We start from the raw sequence: 16,822 nt of genomic DNA, 5'->3' as shown, positions 1-16,822 counted from the left end.
GAGTCCGCGGGCACCCCGGATGGCGGTCCCACGGGCCCCCGGGTGAGCCAGATCTCTCGGACTACTGCACGACGCAGCGCGGAAGACCTCTCGCAACGGCCGGGTTTCTGCCACGATTCCGAGTGGACGGGGTGCTGTCCCCGCCCGGCCCGGCACCGCCTATGACCAGTGGGAGAGTCACGGTGTACTTCGCCGCATTGCTCGCGCGCTCCGACGACGGGTGGGAAGCGAGCGACACAGACCTCGACAACGTGGAAACCCTGTCCGACCTCGTCGACCTGGCCCGCGAGGCCTCGATCGACGACGACACGGTCCTGGTGTTCATCGAGCAGGAGGACACCTGGTTCGGCATCGTCCGGGTGGACGGCGAGGACGACCCTCGCATCTTCCTCTCGGACGCCCCCGCCGCCAAGCGCAGTTCCTACGGCTCCATGCTCATCGACGAGCTCCTCGGCCGGGACGAGGACGAGGACGACGACCTGGACACCCTGGACCTCGACGGCACGGAGGACGGCGAGCCCGAGGCCGAGGAGGACGCCGACGCCTCCGACGCCGCGACCGGCGCCGGAGCAGTGCCGAGCGGCCCGCTGGGCGACATCCGGCTGCTGGACGACGTCGGGGTGGGCGAGCGTCAGCTCCTCGCCCTGGACGGGGAGGCGCTCAGCCAGATCGCCGACGCGCTCGGCTGCACCGACGTCCTGGAGGCCGTCCGCTGACGGCCCCCGGGACCGTCTCGCCCACACTGGTCCCATGAACGACGCCGCCCCCGCCCGCCCGACCGGTCCCGACCCCGTACGCGACCCCTGGCGCCCCGCGATGCGGGCCGCCCTGGAGGAGGCCGCACGGGCCCCGGCCACCGGCGATGTGCCGGTCGGGGCCGTCGTCCTGGCCCCGGACGGTACGATCATCGGCCGGGGCCGCAACGAGCGCGAGGCCACCGGCGACCCGACCGGCCACGCGGAGGTCCTCGCCGTCCGCGCGGCCGCCCGCGCCGTCGGCGAGTGGCGCCTGTCCGGCTGCACCCTGGTGGTCACCCTGGAGCCGTGCACCATGTGCGCCGGCGCCATCGTCCTCTCCCGCCTCGACCGCGTCGTCTACGGCGCCGCCGACGAGAAGGCCGGCGCCGTCGGCTCCCTCTGGGACGTCGTCCGCGACCGGCGCCTCAACCACCGCCCCGAGGTCATCACCGGCGTCCTCCCCGACGAGTGCTCCGCCCTCCTCACCCGCTTCTTCCGCGACCGCTGACCCCTGGGGGACGCCTTCGGGAAGTCTGCGGGAAGTCTGCGGGAGGTCTCGGGCGGATCTCCGGGAGTCCTCCGCGAGAACCGATTTCGGAGCACGGCCACTCGTCCGCTAAGCTCTCTCTCGGTAGCGTGTCCGAGCGGCCGAAGGAGCACGCCTCGAAAGCGTGTGAGGGGGCAACTCCTCCGTGGGTTCAAATCCCACCGCTACCGCTCTTCACACCGAGGGCCCGACCTGATCCAGGTCGGGCCCTCGGTCGTGTTCCGTGGCCGGGAGCCGCCCTGTGGCGGCCCCTACGCCGGCACGCTCCCGTCGCGGGGCCCGCACGTCACGTCGTCCTGGCCGGAGAGGGCGGGACCCACGCTGCCGGAGCCTCTCGCCACCAGCGGGACGCCGGAGGCCCCAGGAGCAGCGGCAGCCGGCTCCGCGGAAGCCCCCGCCGCCACGGAGGTCACGGACGCCGCCGGCGCCACCGACGCCCCAGGTGGCGCATCGAGCCAGCTGAAGGCCGGCTCCAGCCGTACGATACGGATCACTTTGGACACTCGGGGCCCGCCCCGCACCACCCGTAGCCGCCCTCCGCCGCGGGCCACCCGGTTCCGGACGCGGAGCAGCAGGCGCAGGCCGCTCGCGTCCAGGAAGGTCACGGCCCGCAGGTCGATGACGAGGTCGGCGCGGTGGTGGCCGGACAGGGCCTCCAGTCGGGGGCCGAGCTCCTGCTCCGCCAAGATGTCGATCTCTCCGGACAGTTCAATGGTGACCGCTCCCCCCGCCACACGCTCCCGCATGGTGAAGGCGAGCTCGTACCCGCCCATGCGAACCTCACCGTTCTCCCTTGCTGATCCCGCACCGGACCCCGTTCGCACGCACCGGGACGGCCGCTCCGGCAAGCCGGTGCACGCCTCGGGCCGTGTGCCTTTCTGGTGCCCCGGCGCCGGGCGCTTCTCACCTCAACAGACCCAGAGTTCATCCCCGTTGGGAAATTTCGGCGGTAACGACGGGCGGGACCCGCGGATAAAGGCGGCGGAAACGCCGGGAAACGCCCCCGGACCGGGAAACGCCCCGGAAAAACAACGGAGCCCCGGCCGCCGGAACCGCCCGTACGGGGGCCCGGGGCCGGGGCTCCGGCGAACGCAGGAGGGGAACAGGAGGGGGGAAGCGGCATCGGGGGGACAAGCCGCTTCCCCCCATGAGGACACGGACCCCGAGTACGGGCCGCAGTCAGGGGGAAGCACGCGGCCCGGACCCCGCAGAGGGGTTCCATGTCCCGGCCCTTCGGATTCCTGCCAGATCCGGCGGGCACTCACCCCCCATCCTCTGCCCCGGAATACGGCACACGGGTGGGCGAAGGGCCCGCTTTGCAAGGTCTTAAGTCCTTAAAGGCCGCGTGAGTGAAGCCATGATCCCTCGTCCACATGTGCGGATAGACTCTCGCAAGCGCTTACGGGGGACTTCAAGGGAAGAAGGCGGACGGGGAGGCAGTACGTCATGGCGCAAGCCAAGAAGATCACACTCTGGGCCCTCGCCATTTTCGTGGGCTACACGATCATCCACTCCCCGGCCCGGGCCGCGGAACTCGTCCAGATAGGGTTCGAGGGGATCTCGGACGCCGCCAAGAGCATCGGCGAGTTCATGACCCAGCTGATCAGCTGAGCGCTCGCGACGAGCCCCCGATGAGCCCGACGCACCCCGAGACACCCGTCGCACGGAAGGCGGCCGCCCGATGATCCGTCACCTCGTCCTGTTCAAGCTCAACGAGGGCGTCGAACGCGACGACCCCCGCGTCCTCGCCGGCGTCCAGGCGTTCGAGAAGCTGGGCGGGACCATCCCCGAGCTCCGCTTCTGGGAGTGCGCGTGGAACGTCTCGGAGCGCCCGATCGCCTACGACTACGCGATCAACTCCGCCGTCGAGGACACCGACGCCCTCCAGCGGTACCTGGACCACCCGGCGCACCGGGCGGGCGTCGCGCTGTGGCGGGAGTTCGCCACGTGGGTGATCGCCGACTATCCGTTCTGAGCCGGACCTCCGGCGCGGGCCCCTCGCCACCATGGCGAGGGGCCCTTTTGCGCGGTCAACACGGCGTAATGCGGTGCTTGCACACAGTGGACATGTCTTGTGATGCTATGACCGCTTTTGACGGATGAGTCGACCTGGAGCTGACTGCGAAGGGTGGTGTGACCGTGCCGGCCCGTACAGCGTCAGAGGAGACGTCGGCGTCAGAAGAGAACCCCCCGCAGCAGCGGGAGACGCAGCAGAGGGAAGCGCAGCAGAGAGAGACGCAGACGCGCGAGAGCCAGACGCGGGAGAGCCGGACGCCCGAGACGCAGCCGCCCGAGACGCGGCCGCGCGAGGCACAGACGCGCGAGAGCCGCGGCGCGGATGCCCGGGCTCTGACGCAGGTGCTCTTCAAGAAGTTCGCCACACTGGAGCCGGGCACGCCGGAGCACGCCCGCGTGCGCGCCGCCCTGATCGAAGCCAACCTTCCCCTCGTGCGGTACGCCGCGGCGCGTTTTCGCAGCCGCAACGAACCGATGGAGGACGTCGTCCAGGTCGGCACCATCGGACTCATCAACGCCATCGACCGCTTCGACCCCGACCGCGGGGTGCAGTTCCCGACCTTCGCGATGCCGACCGTCGTCGGCGAGATCAAGCGCTACTTCCGCGACAACGTGCGCACGGTCCACGTACCGCGCCGGCTGCACGAGCTGTGGGTCCAGGTCAACGGCGCCACCGAGGACCTGACGGTGCTGCACGGGCGGTCGCCGACCACCGCCGAGATCGCCGAACGCCTCAAGATCGGTGAGGACGAGGTGCTGGCCTGCATCGAGGCGGGCCGCTCGTACCACGCCACCTCGCTGGAGGCCGCCCAGGAGGGCGACGGACTGCCCGGCCTGCTGGACCGCATCGGGTACGAGGACCCCGCCCTCGCCGGGGTGGAGCACCGCGACCTCGTACGCCACCTGCTCGTTCAGCTGCCGGAGCGCGAGCAGCGCATCCTGTTGCTGCGCTACTACAGCAATCTGACCCAGTCCCAGATCAGCGCGGAGCTGGGGGTGTCACAGATGCATGTGTCCCGGCTGCTCTCACGGAGCTTCGCCCGGCTGCGCTCCGCAAATCGAATCGACGCCTAACTCTTGTGGGTGACACGGCTTCCGGAGTCCTCGGCAGATATGTCGACTTGACGCTACAGCGCGTTGCCGACATGTGACATTCTGCTGGAACTGCGTTTGCCACAGCGCAGCCTCCGGTATTCAGGTGGGGGCTGGACGCTCGGCCGATCCCCGGCCGGGGCGTTGCTGTGATCCGTCCGCGACCTCAAGGGGGTGGCATGTCCGTAGACCTGGGCAGCGCGAAGGTGCTCGCCAACGACGCACCGCACGCCGTGCTCGACGACTGCGAAGCCATCGACACCCGCACCCTCTCCCGCTCCCTGTTCCTGCGGCTGGCGGCCCTGGACCGGGACAGCGCCGAGCGTACGTACGTCCGTGACACCCTCATCGAGCTGAATCTCCCCCTGGTGCGCTACGCGGCGGCGCGGTTCCGCAGCCGCAACGAGCCGATGGAGGACATCGTCCAGGTCGGGACCATCGGACTGATCAAGGCCATCGACCGGTTCGACTGCGAACGCGGGGTGGAGTTCCCGACGTTCGCCATGCCGACGGTCGTCGGTGAGATCAAACGCTTCTTCCGCGACACCAGCTGGTCGGTCAGGGTGCCGCGCCGCCTCCAGGAGCTGCGGCTCGCCCTGACCAAGGCCAGCGACGAGCTCGCGCAGAAGCTGGACCGCTCCCCGACGGTGCCGGAACTGGCCCTGTGCCTGGGCGTCTCCGAGGAGGACGTGGTCGACGGGCTGGCGGTGGGCAACGCCTACACGGCCAGCTCGCTGGACTCCCCCTCCCCGGAGGACGACGGCGGCGAGGGCTCGCTCGCCGACCGGCTGGGCTACGAGGACACGGCGCTCGAAGGCGTGGAGTACCGGGAGTCGCTGAAACCGCTGCTGGCCAAGCTGCCGCCGCGCGAGCGCCAGATCATCATGCTGCGCTTCTTCGCCAACATGACGCAGTCCCAGATCGGCGAGGAGGTCGGCATCTCCCAGATGCACGTCTCCCGGCTGCTGACCCGGACGCTCTCCCAGCTCCGCGAGGGCCTGATCTCCGACTGACCCTGCCCGGCCAGGATCTGACAGGACATCACTCGACCCACCCCCGGTACGGCAGCGGCGGCCGCGAGATGCTCATCGCGGCGGGGGCCGCCGGGCCGTCCGGCAGCAGACGTCGATCCGACAGCAGAGGTCGATCCGACAGCAGGAGTCGATCCGACAGCGGTCGAACAGCGGACGGCACCGTAGGGGGAGAGCCGGCCGACCGGAGACCACCGACCGGAACGACAGCGGCGGCACGCCGGCAAGAGACACAAGGCCGTTGGCACGACGGCAGTAAGCACAGGGCCGTGGCACGACGGCAGTGGGCACAAGGCCGTAGCACGGCAGCGGCCGGCACGATGCCGTCGCGCAAGACCGTCGCACGAGGCCGCAGCGCAAGGCCGTCGCACGGCGACGGCAGGCGGGGGCGGGCCCCCGCCGCGGAAGCGGGGCCGGTCAGCCGAGCGCGAGCCAGGCCACCACCGCCACGACCGCGATCGCGACGACGACACCGATGATCATGCCGACCCGGGGGCCGGACGAGGCACGGCCGTGGCCCGCCGGAGCGGCGGCACGGGGAGCGGGGGCGCCCTCGTCGACGAAGGCGCGGAACATCTGAGTGCTGCCCGCGGGGTCGTAGTTGCCCTCGGGGCGCTGCTGATGGGGGTTGGCCATGGGTCAGGACCCTAGCGAAGACACGCCCGTCCTCGCGCGGGGGGCGGCCTTCGCCCACCCGTCCGCCCGTACGCCCGTCGGGACCGCCCCCTCACCACCACCCTCCGCGCACGACCCGGCACTCAACAATTGATCGTTGAACTTGACTACCCCTTTACCCCTTTTCGTTTGCCTTCAGCAACCAACTTCCCCTATGGTTGCCCTAAGCAACTTAACTTAAAACGGGAGGGACCGTTGGCCGCGCACGAGCAGTACCAGGAGCTCGCACAGCAGCTCAGCGCCATCGGCGTCATCAAGCGCGGCCTCGCCCGGGTTCTCCCCCACGACTGCCCGCCCACCTCGGTCATTGTGCTCACCCTGCTCAAGCGGTACGGCGAGATGCGGATGAGCAAGCTCGCGGAGCTGCTGGTCGTCGACATGTCGGTGACCAGCCGCCACGTGGCGTACGCCGCGGAACGGGGCTGGCTCGACCGGCAGCCGGACCTGCTGGACAAGCGCTCCCGGCTGCTGCGCCTCACCCCCAGCGGCGAGGCGCTGCTGGACGAGGTCAGCGCCCGCTACACCGAGGCCCTGGCGCACTGCCTGGGCGACTGGAGCGACGCGGAGATCACCCAGATCGTCGGCCTGCTCGCCCGCCTGCGGGAGAGCTTCGGCGAGTGCCACCGCCCCGCCGCCGCGGGGGGCGCCTCCGCGCCGCACGATCTCGCGGCCTGCCCGTCGGCCCGTACATCTCACTGACCGCCCGACAGCATCACGAAAAGGAAGTTCATGGCCAAGACCACACCGTCAGGTGTGCGGGACAGCCACACCGATCACGCGGCGTCCGACGCGCCCGGAATCGACATGACGCACAGCCAGATCATGCGTGCCCTGTCCGGGCTGCTGCTCGGTATGTTCGTGGCGATCCTGTCGTCGACGATCGTCTCCAACGCGCTGCCGAAGATCATGCACGATCTGCACGGTGGCCAGTCCGCCTACACCTGGACCGTCACGGCCGCGCTGCTCGCGATGACCGCGTCGACCCCGCTGTGGGGCAAGCTGTCGGACCTCTTCAGTAAGAAGCTGCTGGTCCAGGCGGCCCTCGTCGTCTACGTCGCCGGTTCCGTGGTGGCCGGCCTTTCGCAGAACACCAGCATGCTCATCGCCTGCCGCGTCGTGCAGGGCATCGGCGTCGGCGGTCTGTCGGCCCTCGCCCAGATCGTCATGGCCGCGATGATCTCCCCGCGCGAGCGCGGCCGGTACAGCGGCTACCTCGGTGCCACCTTCGCCGTCGCCACCGTCGGCGGCCCGCTGCTCGGCGGCGTCATCACCGACACCAGCTGGCTCGGCTGGCGCTGGTGCTTCTACGTCGGTGTGCCGTTCGCGGTCATCGCCCTGGTCGTGCTCCAGCGCACCCTCCACCTCCCGGTCGTCAAGCGGCAGGTCAAGGTCGACTGGCTCGGCGCGTTCTTCATATCCGCCGCGGCCACGCTGCTGCTGGTCTGGGTGACCCTGGCCGGCAAGAACTACGACTGGCTGTCCTGGCAGACCGCCGTCATGATCGGCGGGTCCATCGCGCTCGGCGCGATCTTCATCCTGGTGGAGTCCAAGGCGGCCGAACCGATCATCCCGCTGCGGCTGTTCCGCAACAAGACGATCACCCTCACCTCCGCCGCGAGCCTCTTCGTCGGTGTGGCCATGTTCGCCAGCACCGTCTTCCTCTCGCAGTACTTCCAGCTCGCCCGGGGCGAGACGCCGACCATGTCCGGCGTCATGACCATCCCGCTGATCGCCGGTCTGTTCGTCTCCTCGACCGTGTCCGGCCAGATCATCACCAAGAGCGGCCGCTGGAAGGCATGGCTGGTCTCCGGTGGCGTCCTGCTCACCGCCGGTCTCGCCCTGCTGGGCAGCATCCGGTTCGACACCCCGTACTGGCAGCTCGCCTGCTACATGGCGCTCATGGGCCTCGGCATGGGCATGATGATGCAGAACCTGGTGCTCGCCGCCCAGAACCAGGTCTCCCCGCGGGACCTCGGCGCCGCCAGCTCCGTCGTCACCTTCTTCCGCTCCCTCGGCGGTGCGATCGGCGTCTCGGCGCTGGGCGCGGTGATGGCCAACCGGGTCAAGGACTACGTCGTGGACGGTCTGACCGCCCTCGGCCCCAAGGGCGCGGCCCTCGCCAAGCAGGGCGGTGGCGGCGGCAGCATCCCCGACATCAAGAAGCTGCCCGAGCCGCTGCGTTCGATCATGGAGAGCGCCTACGGGCACGGTGTCGGCGACGTCTTCGCCTACGCGGCGCCCGCCGCGCTGGTCGCCTTCCTGCTGACCCTGTTCATCAAGGAAGTGGCCCTCAAGGGCCGGCCCGGCGCCCCGGCGGAATCCTCCGCCCCGGCCGCCGACGACCAGGCGTCGTCGTCCGTGAAGGACGCGAAGGACGCCAAGGCATCGAAGGACGCCACGGCCTCGAAGGACACGAAGGCCGCGAAGGCCGGCTGACAAGCTCCGGCCGGACGTCCACGAGCGGAGGCGACCGGCCGGCGGCCCGGGGCCGAACGGCACGAAAGACCCCGGGCGAACGGCCCCGGTGGCGGTGTGCGCACAAGGCAGGGGACGGCCTGCGCACCGCCTCCGGGGCCGGGTGCACGTGACGAAAGGGCGCCCCTGCCCGCGGGAGACAACGGTCTCCTCGCGGGCAGGGGCGCCGCCCTGTCCCGTACGTCCCTCAGTCGCCGGTCCGCGTTTCCTCGTCCCGCACCCGGTCCCGCATCACCTCGATGCCCGCGATCACTGTGTCCAGCCCGACCGAGAAGTCGCGGTCCCATAGGTCGTCCATCGGCTGGTCGACGAGCCTCTCCACCATCTTCATGGACTCGCCGTACTGGGCGGCGAAATCCGGGCGTTCGGCGATCGAGCCCCTGACGTCCCGCAGGTACTCCTCCTGATCGACACCCGCCGCCCGGCAGCGCTCCTCGTACAGCGCCTCGACCGTGGCGAAGCCGTAGACGAACTGGAAGAGCGCGCCCAGTGATCCCGAGATCAGGGTCGGCTCGACGCCGCTGCGTCTGAGCACCTGCAGCGTGACATCGCCGAACCGCATCGCCCGGGGGCCGATGTTGAGGTACTGGCCCACCAGCCGGGCGACCCACTGGTGCGAGGTGAGCAGCCCGCGGTACTCGCGGGCGGTCTGCCGCAGCTGGTCCTGCCAGTCGGCGTTCTCGTCGCCCGGATCGGGCAGCTCCATCTCGCCGATGGCCTCGTCGAGGACCAGTTCGAGGAGGTCGTCCTTGTTGTCGACGTACCAGTAGACCGACATGGCGGTCACCCCGAGCTCGGCGGCCAGGCGGCGCATCGAGAACTTGGCCAGCCCCTCGGCGTCCAGCAGGCGGATGGCGGCGGCCACGATCCGGTCGCGGTCCAGTGAGCCCGGCTGGTCGCCGCCGCGGTCCGCTGTCGCCTTGCGCCGCGGGGCGGGTTTCTCCGGGGCCAGCCAGATGCTGGTCCTGGGGTTCCCCGCGCGAATGCCGCTCGCCATGCGTTGCCTCTCAGCCTTCGGGTGCTCTGTCATCGATGCTAGGCCCTGGTGTCCGCGGCGCCGTCCTGCGCGTCGGGCCGCTCTGTCTGCTCTGTCTGCTCGGCCCGGTCGGCCTGCTCGGCCTGATCTGCCCGGTCGGCCTGCTCGGCCCTGCGGAGCAGGAACGCCGCCATGACACCGCCCGCCAGGACCGCCACCGCGCCGACCAACTGGCCCGACTGCACGCCCGACGCGAACGCGTCCTGGATCTCGGAGCGCTCCGCGGCCGTGCCCGCCTTCCCCAGCGCCTCCGGCAGCGAGCCGGCCCCGGCGGCGACGGCCGGGAGCAGGGCGGCGAAGCGGGAGTTGAGCACCGCGCCGAGGACGGCGACGCCCAGTCCGTTGCCGAACTCCGTGAGGGTGCCGTTGACTCCCGCGCCGACGCCCGCCTTCTCCGGGGGGATCGCCGACATGATCGCGTTGGCCATGGCCGGCGTGGCGAGCGCGAGGCCCGAGCCCATCAGGATCAGCCCGGCGAACATCCCGCCGTACCCGTGCGCACCGGTCCAGGCGATCACGGCCAGACCGGCGGAGAGCATCGTCATGCCCCCGACGACGGTGACGGGGCCGCCGAACTTGGCCATCAGCCGGGCGCCGACTCCCGTGAAGTTGAGGAGGACGATCATCAGGGCCAGCGGCGTCATCCGCAGACCGGTCTCCAGCGGGTCGTAGTGCAGCACCAGTTGCAGGTGCGAGGTGAGCAGGAAGATCGATCCACCCATGCCGAGGGCCACCAGGACCCCGCCCATGACGGCCGCGACGAAGCTCCGGTCGCGGAAGAAGTGCATGTCGAGCATGGGGTACGGGATGCGCAGCTCCCAGAGGACGAACAGCGCCATGACCACGACGCCGATGCCGCCGGAGAGCAGCACCCGGGCGGACGTCCAGCCGTGCTCGGGCCCGGAGATGATCGCGAAGACGATGCCGGTCATACCGATGGTGGAGAGCAGGGCGCCGAGCAGGTCGGGCCGGTCACCGGCCGGGTTCCTGGACTCCGGCACCAGCTTGAGCACGGCGATCAGGCCGAGCACCGCCACCGGGATGTTGACCAGGAAGATCGAGCCCCACCAGAAGTGGTCCAGCAGCGTGCCGCCGATGAGCGGGCCGCAGGCGAAGCCGAGGGACGCCACCGCGCCCCAGATCCCGATCGCCTTGGTGCGCTCGGTGTCGTCGAAGACCTGGACGACGACGGCGAGCGTCGTGGTCATCAGCAGCGCGCCGCCGACGCCCATCCCGGCCCGGGCCGCGATCAGCTGTCCCGTGGTCTCGGACAGCCCGGCGCCGAGCGACCCGAGACCGAACAGGGCGAGGCCGATGGCCAGCATCTTCTTGCGCCCGTAGCGGTCGGCGACATTGCCCGCGGTCAGCAGCAGACCGGACTGCACGAGGGAGTAAGCGTTGAGCATCCACTGGATGTCCGAGGTCGCGGCGCCCATCTCGGTGGTGAGGGACGGGATCGCCACGTTGAGGACGGTGTTGTCGAGCAGCACGGTGAGCTGCGCGAGGCATATGACACCGAGGATCAGCCAGCGCGTGGGGTGGCGGACCGGCTGTGGCGCTTCGGACGAGGGTGTGGAGGCAGTGGTGGACGCCGCCATGACGGGCTCCTTGCAGGGGTGACCGACGAGATCGATCTACACCGTACAGGAGAGCCCTCTACGCCGTACAGGGATTTACGGCGTAGAGGAAGGAGGAGTGGGGTGAGGGGGGTGGCGGCGCGTCTCAGTCCGGTCGGCCGGCGGGCTTCAGGACGTACCCCATGCCCCGCCGCGTGTGGATCATCGGAGGGCGGCCGGCGTCGATCTTCTTCCGCAGGTAGGAGATGTAGAGCTCGACGACGTTGCCGCGGTCGACCGGGCCGAAGGTGTGCGACCAGACCCGGTCCAGCAGCAGCGTCTTGCTGAGCACCCGCCCCGGGTTCCGCATGAGCTGACGCAGCAGCGCGAACTCCGTGGCCGTCAGCCGGATCTCCGCACCGTCGCGGTACGCCTCGCGGTTCGCCTCGTCGAGGACCAGGTCCCCTACGACCAGGTCCCCTACGGCCAAGTTCCTCACGGCCTGTGGCGCGGCGGCACTTGGGGGCGTCATGGGCGGGCGGACGCGCGCTTCGGGCGATGCGGTGGTCATGCCCCACAGGGTGGTCCGGAGCCCTGAGAGCCGCCTTGCCGTCGTCTGGGAAACGTCTGAGAATCCGCTACGGGCCTCTCAGGGGCGTGAGTTGCCCCCCAGGGGCGTGAGCCGGCGCCTCAGGGGCGTGAGTGGGCGTCTCAGGGGCGCGGGCCGGGAAGGCGGCCGCCGTCCGGGGCGGCCCCCGGGATGCCGAGGAGCCGCGCGGCGTTGTCGTGGCACACCGCCCGCAGCCAGTCGTCGTCCTGCCCCAGCCGGGTGAGCGCGGCCAGGGCGTGCCCGTACCCGTAGGGGATGTTGGGGAAGTCGCTGCCGAACAGGATCCGCCCGCCCAGCGCCTTCAGGCGCGGCAGTTCCCCGGGCGGGAACGGTGCCACGTCCTCGATGAAGTCGGTGAAGGCCATGGTCGTGTCGAGGTGCACGCCCGGGTACCGCTCGGCCAGGTCCAGGAAGGCGCCGTACTCCGGGACGCCCATGTGGGCCACCACCAACCGCAGTCCCGGGTGGCGGGCCAGCACCTCCCCCACGGGCCCCGGCCCCGTGAAGCGGCCCGGCACCGGACCGGAGCCGCAGTGCGTCACCACCGGGACGCCCGCCTCGGCCAGCGTCCCCCACACCCCGTCCAGCAGGGGATCACGGGGGTCGTACGCGCCCACCTGGAGGTGCGCCTTGAAGATCCGCGCACCGGAGTCGAGCGCCGCCCGGACGGAACGGACGGCGCCGGGCTCCGGGAAGAAGGTGGCGGTGTGCAGACAGTCGGGGGTACGGGCCGCGAAATCCGCCGCCCAGGCGTTGAGCCAGTCCGCCATGCCCGGCTTGTGCGGGTAGATCATGGACGTGAACGCGCGCACCCCGAACCCGCGCAGTGTGCGCAGGCGCTCGTCCTCCGGGCGCCGGTAGGTGATCGACCAGTCCCGGCCGGCGTGCGTGCCCGCGGCGTCGAAGTAGGCCCAGACCTTCGTCAGGACCCGCTCGGGCATGAAGTGGGTGTGGACGTCGATGATCCCCGGCAGCCCGAGGCCACGCCAGAAGCCGGTGACGTTGTGGTCGAGGTCGTTGGGGGCATCGGAGACGTCGGAGGCATCGGAGGCGTCGGGACCGTCAGGAAACATGGACCTCAGGAAACACCAAGGGCCCGGTACCTGAGTACCGGGCCCTTGGCCTGAGTAGCGGGGACAGGATTTGAACCTGCGACCTCTGGGTTATGAGCCCAGCGAGCTACCGAGCTGCTCCACCCCGCGACGGTCGAAAGATCGGCTCCAACAAGTTGGCACCGGCCTCTCGGCTGCGCGCTCGGCAGGATTCGAACCTGCAACCTCTTGATCCGTAGTCAAGTGCTCTATCCGTTAAGCTACGAGCGCTCGGCTTCCCGGCGGTTTTTCTTGCCGGTCGGCGTTGCGGGAACAACATTACATGAACTGCGCCGTGAGGCGAAATCCATTACCGCAACCCTGCCTGACCTGCGGAAACGCAGGGAATGGAGACTCCGGGACAGGGTTGGCGAAGGCCCGGCCGCACGGTCCTGACGCCACTACGAGCACGCGATCTCGGCGCCGGTACGGGCAACGGAAAAGCCCCGGCCGTCGTGATGACGACCGGGGCTCCCGGCTGCGGAGGCGGAGGGATTTGAACCCTCGATCAGGGGGTTACCCCGAAACCGCATTAGCAGTGCGGCGCCATAGACCGGACTAGGCGACGCCTCCAGCACACTCGCGCGGGCGCGAATGTTGCGTGCAGATGATGACACAGCCGCAGGGCCCGCCACCAATCGCACTCTACGGTACCGGGCACGACGGCCCCCGGGCAAAGCGATTCCGGGCGCGCAACGCAGGGCGCGTCCGGGCGTTAGAGGGGTGAGGATCCGGCCGGTCCGCCGGCCCCGCACCACCCGCGACCCCTGGAGTCCCCGCATGCCGCTCCACCGTCCCGCCCGCCCGGGCCGCCTCGCGCGGACCGTACGCACCGCCCGCTCCGCCCGTTCCTTCCGCTCGGCCCGTCCCGCCCATCCCACTCGTTCCACCCGCTCCGCCCGTTCCGTCTTCGCGGCCGCCGTGCTCGTCCCCCTGCTGCTCCCGTTGTTCGCCGCCCCGTCGGCCGTCGCCCGTCCGCTGCCCTTCCCGCCGGGACCGGACGCCGGTCCGGGGCCGGGCGACCACCTCACCGTCCTGCTCACCGACAGCGGCCGCCGCGACGGCCAGTACGAGCTGCGCTGTCACCCGGCGTACGGCACGGTCCCCGACGCGCAGGGGGCGTGCGACCAGCTGGACGGACAGACGCGCTGGGACCGGGACCTCTTCGCCCCCGTGCCGTCGGACGCGCAATGCACCATGGTCTACGGCGGTCCCGAGCACGCGCACGTGTTCGGGACCTGGGCGGGGCGGCCGGTCGACACGGACTTCAGCAGGGTGAACGGCTGCGAGATGGCGCGCTGGAACAGGTTCTCCCGGCTGCTGGGCGACCCCGAGCGCCCGTCGGGGTTCTAAGGGCCGGAGCCCCGGGCCGGGCTCAGGACTCAGGGGTCGGGCTCCAGGGCCCAGGGGTCGGGGAACCGCCCGGGCAACTCCCGGGAATGACCCGGAGCGAACCCTGACGCGGAACGGGCAGGACCCTGGCACGACCCCGGGAACGCCCTGGACAGACAGTGGAACCGAGCACTCCGCTCGCCCCGGACACCACGCGACAGGCTGCGCCGCGCCCCTCATCCGCCGTCGCGCCGGACTCCACAGCCCGTAGACTTCCCCCCAGCAACACGCCGCAGGGGCGGCGGAACTCCCCCAGCCGTCGCTGGGGGTGGCCCCCGGTCCTGCGGGTCGCACGGTGCGGTAACCAGGGAGGAAGCGTCGCAGTGAGCAGCAGGCCATCCCGAGGCGCTGCTCGCCTCGCAGCCATACTCGACGCCCTTCCCGACGCGTTGTTGCTCGTCAACTGCAACGGCACGGTCGTCAACGCCAATCACATCGCGCTGGAGACGTTCGAGGTCCCCGGCACCGGACTCGTCGGCCGCGGCCTGCTCGACCTGCTGCCCGCGTTCGACTCGCGCCGCATCCCCGGTTCGATGCGCCTCCCCGAGGACCGGACGAACGGCGGGCGCACCAAGCCCACCCGCATGATCGCCCGGCGTACGGACGGCACCCAGTTCCCCGTCGAGGTGACCAGCGCCAACCTCGCGGACGGGCGCACCCCCTACGCCGAGCAGGGCCCGTACACCGGCGACGAGCTGCTGATGCTCGTCGTCCGCGACCTGACCGGCACGCTCGACACCGAGGCCGAACTCGCCCGGCAGCAGCGCCAGACGGAGATGATCCTGCGCGCGGCGGCCGAGGGCGTGGTCGGCGTGGACACGGCGGGCAAGGTCGTCCTCGTCAACCCCTCCGCCGCGCAGATCCTCGGCTACCGCGCCAGCGACCTGGGCGGCCGCGAACTGCACCCGCTGATCCACCACTCGCGCGCGGACGGCACGCCGTTCCCCTACGAGGACTCCCCCATCGCGGACACCCTGCGCTCGGGGCGCAAGCACCGGGTCCGCGGGCAGGTGCTGTGGGCGAAGGACGGGCGCGCGGTGCCGGTCGACCTGACGACCGCGCCGGTGCGCGACGGCGAGCAGCTGGTCGGCGCCGTGATGACCTTCACCGACCGCCGCCCGTACGACGCGCTGGCCGCGCGCCACGCCCAGCTGGTGGCTGTCCTCGACGGCTCGCTGCAGGGTCCGCTGGAGCGGCTGCGCGGCCAGCTCGGCACACTGGCCGCCGACCCCGCCGGGCAGTTGTGGCCTGAGGCCAACCAGATCCTGCACCACCTCGCCGCCGGTTACGGACGGATGGCCCGGCTCGTCGGGAGCGTGCTCGCCTACCAGCGGCTGGAGGCGGGCGAGAGCAGCCTGGAACGCGAACCGGCCGCCCTGGACGAGGTCGTCGCGGCCGGTGTCGAGGGCGCCGTCGAGCTGATCGGTCCCGGCCGGGCGCAGTTCGCGGTGCACGCTCCGGCCATAGAGGCCGCGGTCGACGCGGAGTGGTTCGCCCGGGCCCTGGCCCACCTGATCGCGGACGTCGCCGGCGTGGACGCGACCGGCGAGGCCACCGCGGGGACGACGCCGTCCGGCGACTCGACGATCGTCGTCGCGGCGGCGAAGCGGGACACGGCCGTACGGATCGAGGTACGCGGCCCGCACCCCGGCGGTGACCCGGTCCACGGGCCGATCGTCCGCGGCATCGTCCAGCGGCACGGCGGCGTCCTCCAGACCCATGACGTGCCGGGCAGCGGGGGCGGGAAGGCGTACGTCCTGGAGGTGCCGGTGTCGGCGGAGGCCGGCCCCGTCGTGCCGTCCGACCGGCCGGACTCGCCGCCGAGCATCGGCAGCGGGACGACGATCATGCCGATGCCGGGGCAGAGGTCGGCACCGGTTACGGCGCCGGGTTCGGCACCGGGTTCGGGGGCTGTTCATTCGGGGGCTGTTCAGGAGGCTCGTTCGTCTGGGGTGGCGCCTGATTCGGGTGGTACTGATGGGGCGGGCGGGGCGTCTTCGGCGCCTGGGGGTTCTCCGGCGTTGCCTGTTGCTGCTTCTGAGACTGCTGGGGGCGGCGGGGGTGCCGGAAGTGGCGGAGGTGGCGGGGGTGGCGGAACTCCCGTCGCGTCGGCGGGTGCCGCGCCGTCCACGGGGTCGCCGGCCGCCGTGGGGGCCTTGACGTCCGTGGGCGCCCTGCGGTCCGACCGCGAGGGGCGGGCTCGGGACGTTTCGTCCGGTTCACCCGGTGCGTCCCCGGTGCAGCAGGCCGCGCCGCATCCCGGTCCCACGCCCGGTGCCCCCGTACCGGCCCAGCCGACGGGGCGCAGGCGTGGTCCCGCCCGTCCCGACGAGGAGGAGGCCGCCGGAGCCGAGGGTGCCCGTGCCAACCGGCACGGCCGCACCGGTGACCACGGCCTTCCCCCGGGAGCCGGGCTCGTGCCGTCGCAGGCGGCCGCGCCCGCGCAGCCGACCGGCCGCCGCGCCCGGCGCGAAGCGGCTCCGGTCGAACCGGCGGAGGCGGCGGGCCCGGAGGCCCGGCGTACGGCCTTCGCGCTGCCTCCCGCCGAGGCGGACCGGGGGCCC

Annotated in this window: 14 protein-coding genes, 4 tRNA genes and 2 pseudogenes; 11 read left to right on the top strand and 9 right to left on the bottom strand. The window is 71.3% G+C overall.

Annotated elements, in window-relative coordinates; genetic code table 11:
• Positions 1-182 precede the first annotated feature (182 nt).
• The 3 genes from HN013_RS30310 to HN013_RS30300 all read left to right on the top strand — a co-directional run bounded on the left by HN013_RS30310 (position 183) and on the right by HN013_RS30300 (position 1,454).
• Entirely contained in the window at positions 183-716 is a 534-nt protein-coding gene (locus HN013_RS30310; protein WP_171171911.1) for a hypothetical protein, read from the top strand.
• 34 nt (positions 717-750) lie between these two features.
• A complete protein-coding gene (gene tadA, locus HN013_RS30305) occupies positions 751-1,245 on the top strand; it encodes a tRNA adenosine(34) deaminase TadA (RefSeq protein ID WP_171171909.1) in 495 nt (164 codons plus the stop codon).
• 122 nt (positions 1,246-1,367) lie between these two features.
• Positions 1,368-1,454 (top strand) — tRNA-Ser (locus tag HN013_RS30300).
• A gap of 81 nt (positions 1,455-1,535) precedes the next feature.
• Here the strand turns inward: HN013_RS30300 and HN013_RS30295 are convergent.
• Positions 1,536-2,057 (bottom strand): STAS domain-containing protein, encoded by a 522-nt coding sequence (locus HN013_RS30295; RefSeq protein ID WP_171171907.1) that lies wholly within the window; start codon positions 2,055-2,057, stop codon positions 1,536-1,538.
• A 673-nt stretch (positions 2,058-2,730) separates the two neighbouring features.
• Here HN013_RS30295 and HN013_RS30290 point away from each other — a divergent pair.
• The 4 genes from HN013_RS30290 (at position 2,731) to HN013_RS30275 (ending at position 5,405) form a co-directional block, all read left to right on the top strand.
• Positions 2,731-2,895 carry a hypothetical protein gene (locus HN013_RS30290; RefSeq protein ID WP_171171905.1) on the top strand — a complete coding sequence of 55 codons (165 nt, stop codon included), beginning with the start codon at positions 2,731-2,733 and terminating at the stop codon, positions 2,893-2,895.
• A 70-nt stretch (positions 2,896-2,965) separates the two neighbouring features.
• Entirely contained in the window at positions 2,966-3,259 is a 294-nt protein-coding gene (locus HN013_RS30285) for a Dabb family protein (protein WP_171171903.1), read from the top strand.
• Between the two features lie 164 nt (positions 3,260-3,423).
• Positions 3,424-4,374 carry a SigB/SigF/SigG family RNA polymerase sigma factor gene (locus HN013_RS30280; protein ID WP_398981036.1) on the top strand — a complete coding sequence of 317 codons (951 nt, stop codon included), beginning with the start codon at positions 3,424-3,426 and terminating at the stop codon, positions 4,372-4,374.
• Between the two features lie 197 nt (positions 4,375-4,571).
• Positions 4,572-5,405, top strand: coding sequence for an RNA polymerase sigma factor SigF (locus HN013_RS30275; RefSeq protein ID WP_171171899.1), 834 nt, complete (start codon positions 4,572-4,574; stop codon positions 5,403-5,405).
• Between the two features lie 435 nt (positions 5,406-5,840).
• On the opposite strand, the gene HN013_RS30270 is transcribed toward HN013_RS30275, so the two are convergent.
• Positions 5,841-6,059, bottom strand: a complete 219-nt coding sequence (locus HN013_RS30270; protein ID WP_171171897.1) for a hypothetical protein — start codon at positions 6,057-6,059, stop codon at positions 5,841-5,843.
• A gap of 234 nt (positions 6,060-6,293) precedes the next feature.
• Between HN013_RS30270 and HN013_RS30265 the strand changes: the two genes are divergently transcribed.
• Together HN013_RS30265 and HN013_RS30260 are read left to right on the top strand one after the other, a co-directional pair.
• Positions 6,294-6,797, top strand: a complete 504-nt coding sequence (locus HN013_RS30265; protein WP_171171895.1) for a MarR family winged helix-turn-helix transcriptional regulator — start codon at positions 6,294-6,296, stop codon at positions 6,795-6,797.
• 30 nt (positions 6,798-6,827) lie between these two features.
• Positions 6,828-8,427 (top strand): annotated as a pseudogene (locus tag HN013_RS30260) (MDR family MFS transporter); the annotation flags it as partial.
• Positions 8,428-8,760: 333 nt separating this feature from the next.
• Here HN013_RS30260 and HN013_RS30255 read toward each other — a convergent pair.
• The 7 genes and pseudogenes from HN013_RS30255 to HN013_RS30225 form a co-directional block, all read right to left on the bottom strand.
• The gene (locus tag HN013_RS30255) at positions 8,761-9,570 is read right to left on the bottom strand and encodes a TetR/AcrR family transcriptional regulator (protein WP_171171891.1); all 810 of its coding nucleotides are present in this window, start codon (positions 9,568-9,570) and stop codon (positions 8,761-8,763) included.
• A gap of 38 nt (positions 9,571-9,608) precedes the next feature.
• The gene (locus HN013_RS30250; protein ID WP_171171889.1) at positions 9,609-11,207 is read right to left on the bottom strand and encodes an MFS transporter; all 1,599 of its coding nucleotides are present in this window, start codon (positions 11,205-11,207) and stop codon (positions 9,609-9,611) included.
• 124 nt (positions 11,208-11,331) lie between these two features.
• Positions 11,332-11,640, bottom strand: a pseudogene (locus HN013_RS30245) (winged helix-turn-helix domain-containing protein); the annotation flags it as partial.
• Positions 11,641-11,876: 236 nt separating this feature from the next.
• A complete protein-coding gene (locus tag HN013_RS30240) occupies positions 11,877-12,848 on the bottom strand; it encodes an amidohydrolase family protein (RefSeq protein ID WP_171171884.1) in 972 nt (323 codons plus the stop codon).
• A gap of 55 nt (positions 12,849-12,903) precedes the next feature.
• Positions 12,904-12,977: transfer RNA gene (locus tag HN013_RS30235), tRNA-Met, on the bottom strand.
• A gap of 47 nt (positions 12,978-13,024) precedes the next feature.
• Positions 13,025-13,097: transfer RNA gene (locus tag HN013_RS30230), tRNA-Arg, on the bottom strand.
• 250 nt (positions 13,098-13,347) lie between these two features.
• A tRNA-Ser gene (locus HN013_RS30225) sits at positions 13,348-13,439 on the bottom strand.
• Between the two features lie 207 nt (positions 13,440-13,646).
• On the opposite strand from HN013_RS30225, the gene HN013_RS30220 reads away from it, so the two are divergent.
• Together HN013_RS30220 and HN013_RS30215 are read left to right on the top strand one after the other, a co-directional pair.
• Positions 13,647-14,219, top strand: coding sequence for an SSI family serine proteinase inhibitor (locus tag HN013_RS30220; RefSeq protein WP_171171882.1), 573 nt, complete (start codon positions 13,647-13,649; stop codon positions 14,217-14,219).
• Positions 14,220-14,581: 362 nt separating this feature from the next.
• On the top strand, positions 14,582-16,822 hold a 2,241-nt coding region (locus HN013_RS30215), incomplete at its 3' end, for a PAS domain-containing protein (RefSeq protein ID WP_312018758.1).

The sequence above is a fragment of the Streptomyces sp. I05A-00742 genome (assembly GCF_013055795.1).
Taxonomy (GTDB): domain Bacteria; phylum Actinomycetota; class Actinomycetes; order Streptomycetales; family Streptomycetaceae; genus Streptomyces.
This window is presented reverse-complemented; position numbering and strand designations above follow the sequence as displayed.

Excerpts from the sequence above, each read along its gene's own strand:
- tadA (WP_171171909.1), top strand. The coding sequence starts at position 751 with ATGAACGACGCCGCCCCCGCCCGCCCGACCGGTCCCGACCCCGTACGC.
- HN013_RS30295 (WP_171171907.1), bottom strand. The coding sequence starts at position 2,057 with ATGGGCGGGTACGAGCTCGCCTTCACCATGCGGGAGCGTGTGGCGGGG.
- HN013_RS30290 (WP_171171905.1), top strand. The coding sequence starts at position 2,731 with ATGGCGCAAGCCAAGAAGATCACACTCTGGGCCCTCGCCATTTTCGTG.
- HN013_RS30285 (WP_171171903.1), top strand. The coding sequence starts at position 2,966 with ATGATCCGTCACCTCGTCCTGTTCAAGCTCAACGAGGGCGTCGAACGC.
- HN013_RS30275 (WP_171171899.1), top strand. The coding sequence starts at position 4,572 with ATGTCCGTAGACCTGGGCAGCGCGAAGGTGCTCGCCAACGACGCACCG.
- HN013_RS30270 (WP_171171897.1), bottom strand. The coding sequence starts at position 6,059 with ATGGCCAACCCCCATCAGCAGCGCCCCGAGGGCAACTACGACCCCGCG.
- HN013_RS30255 (WP_171171891.1), bottom strand. The coding sequence starts at position 9,570 with ATGGCGAGCGGCATTCGCGCGGGGAACCCCAGGACCAGCATCTGGCTG.
- HN013_RS30250 (WP_171171889.1), bottom strand. The coding sequence starts at position 11,207 with ATGGCGGCGTCCACCACTGCCTCCACACCCTCGTCCGAAGCGCCACAG.
- HN013_RS30240 (WP_171171884.1), bottom strand. The coding sequence starts at position 12,848 with ATGTTTCCTGACGGTCCCGACGCCTCCGATGCCTCCGACGTCTCCGAT.
- HN013_RS30220 (WP_171171882.1), top strand. The coding sequence starts at position 13,647 with ATGCCGCTCCACCGTCCCGCCCGCCCGGGCCGCCTCGCGCGGACCGTA.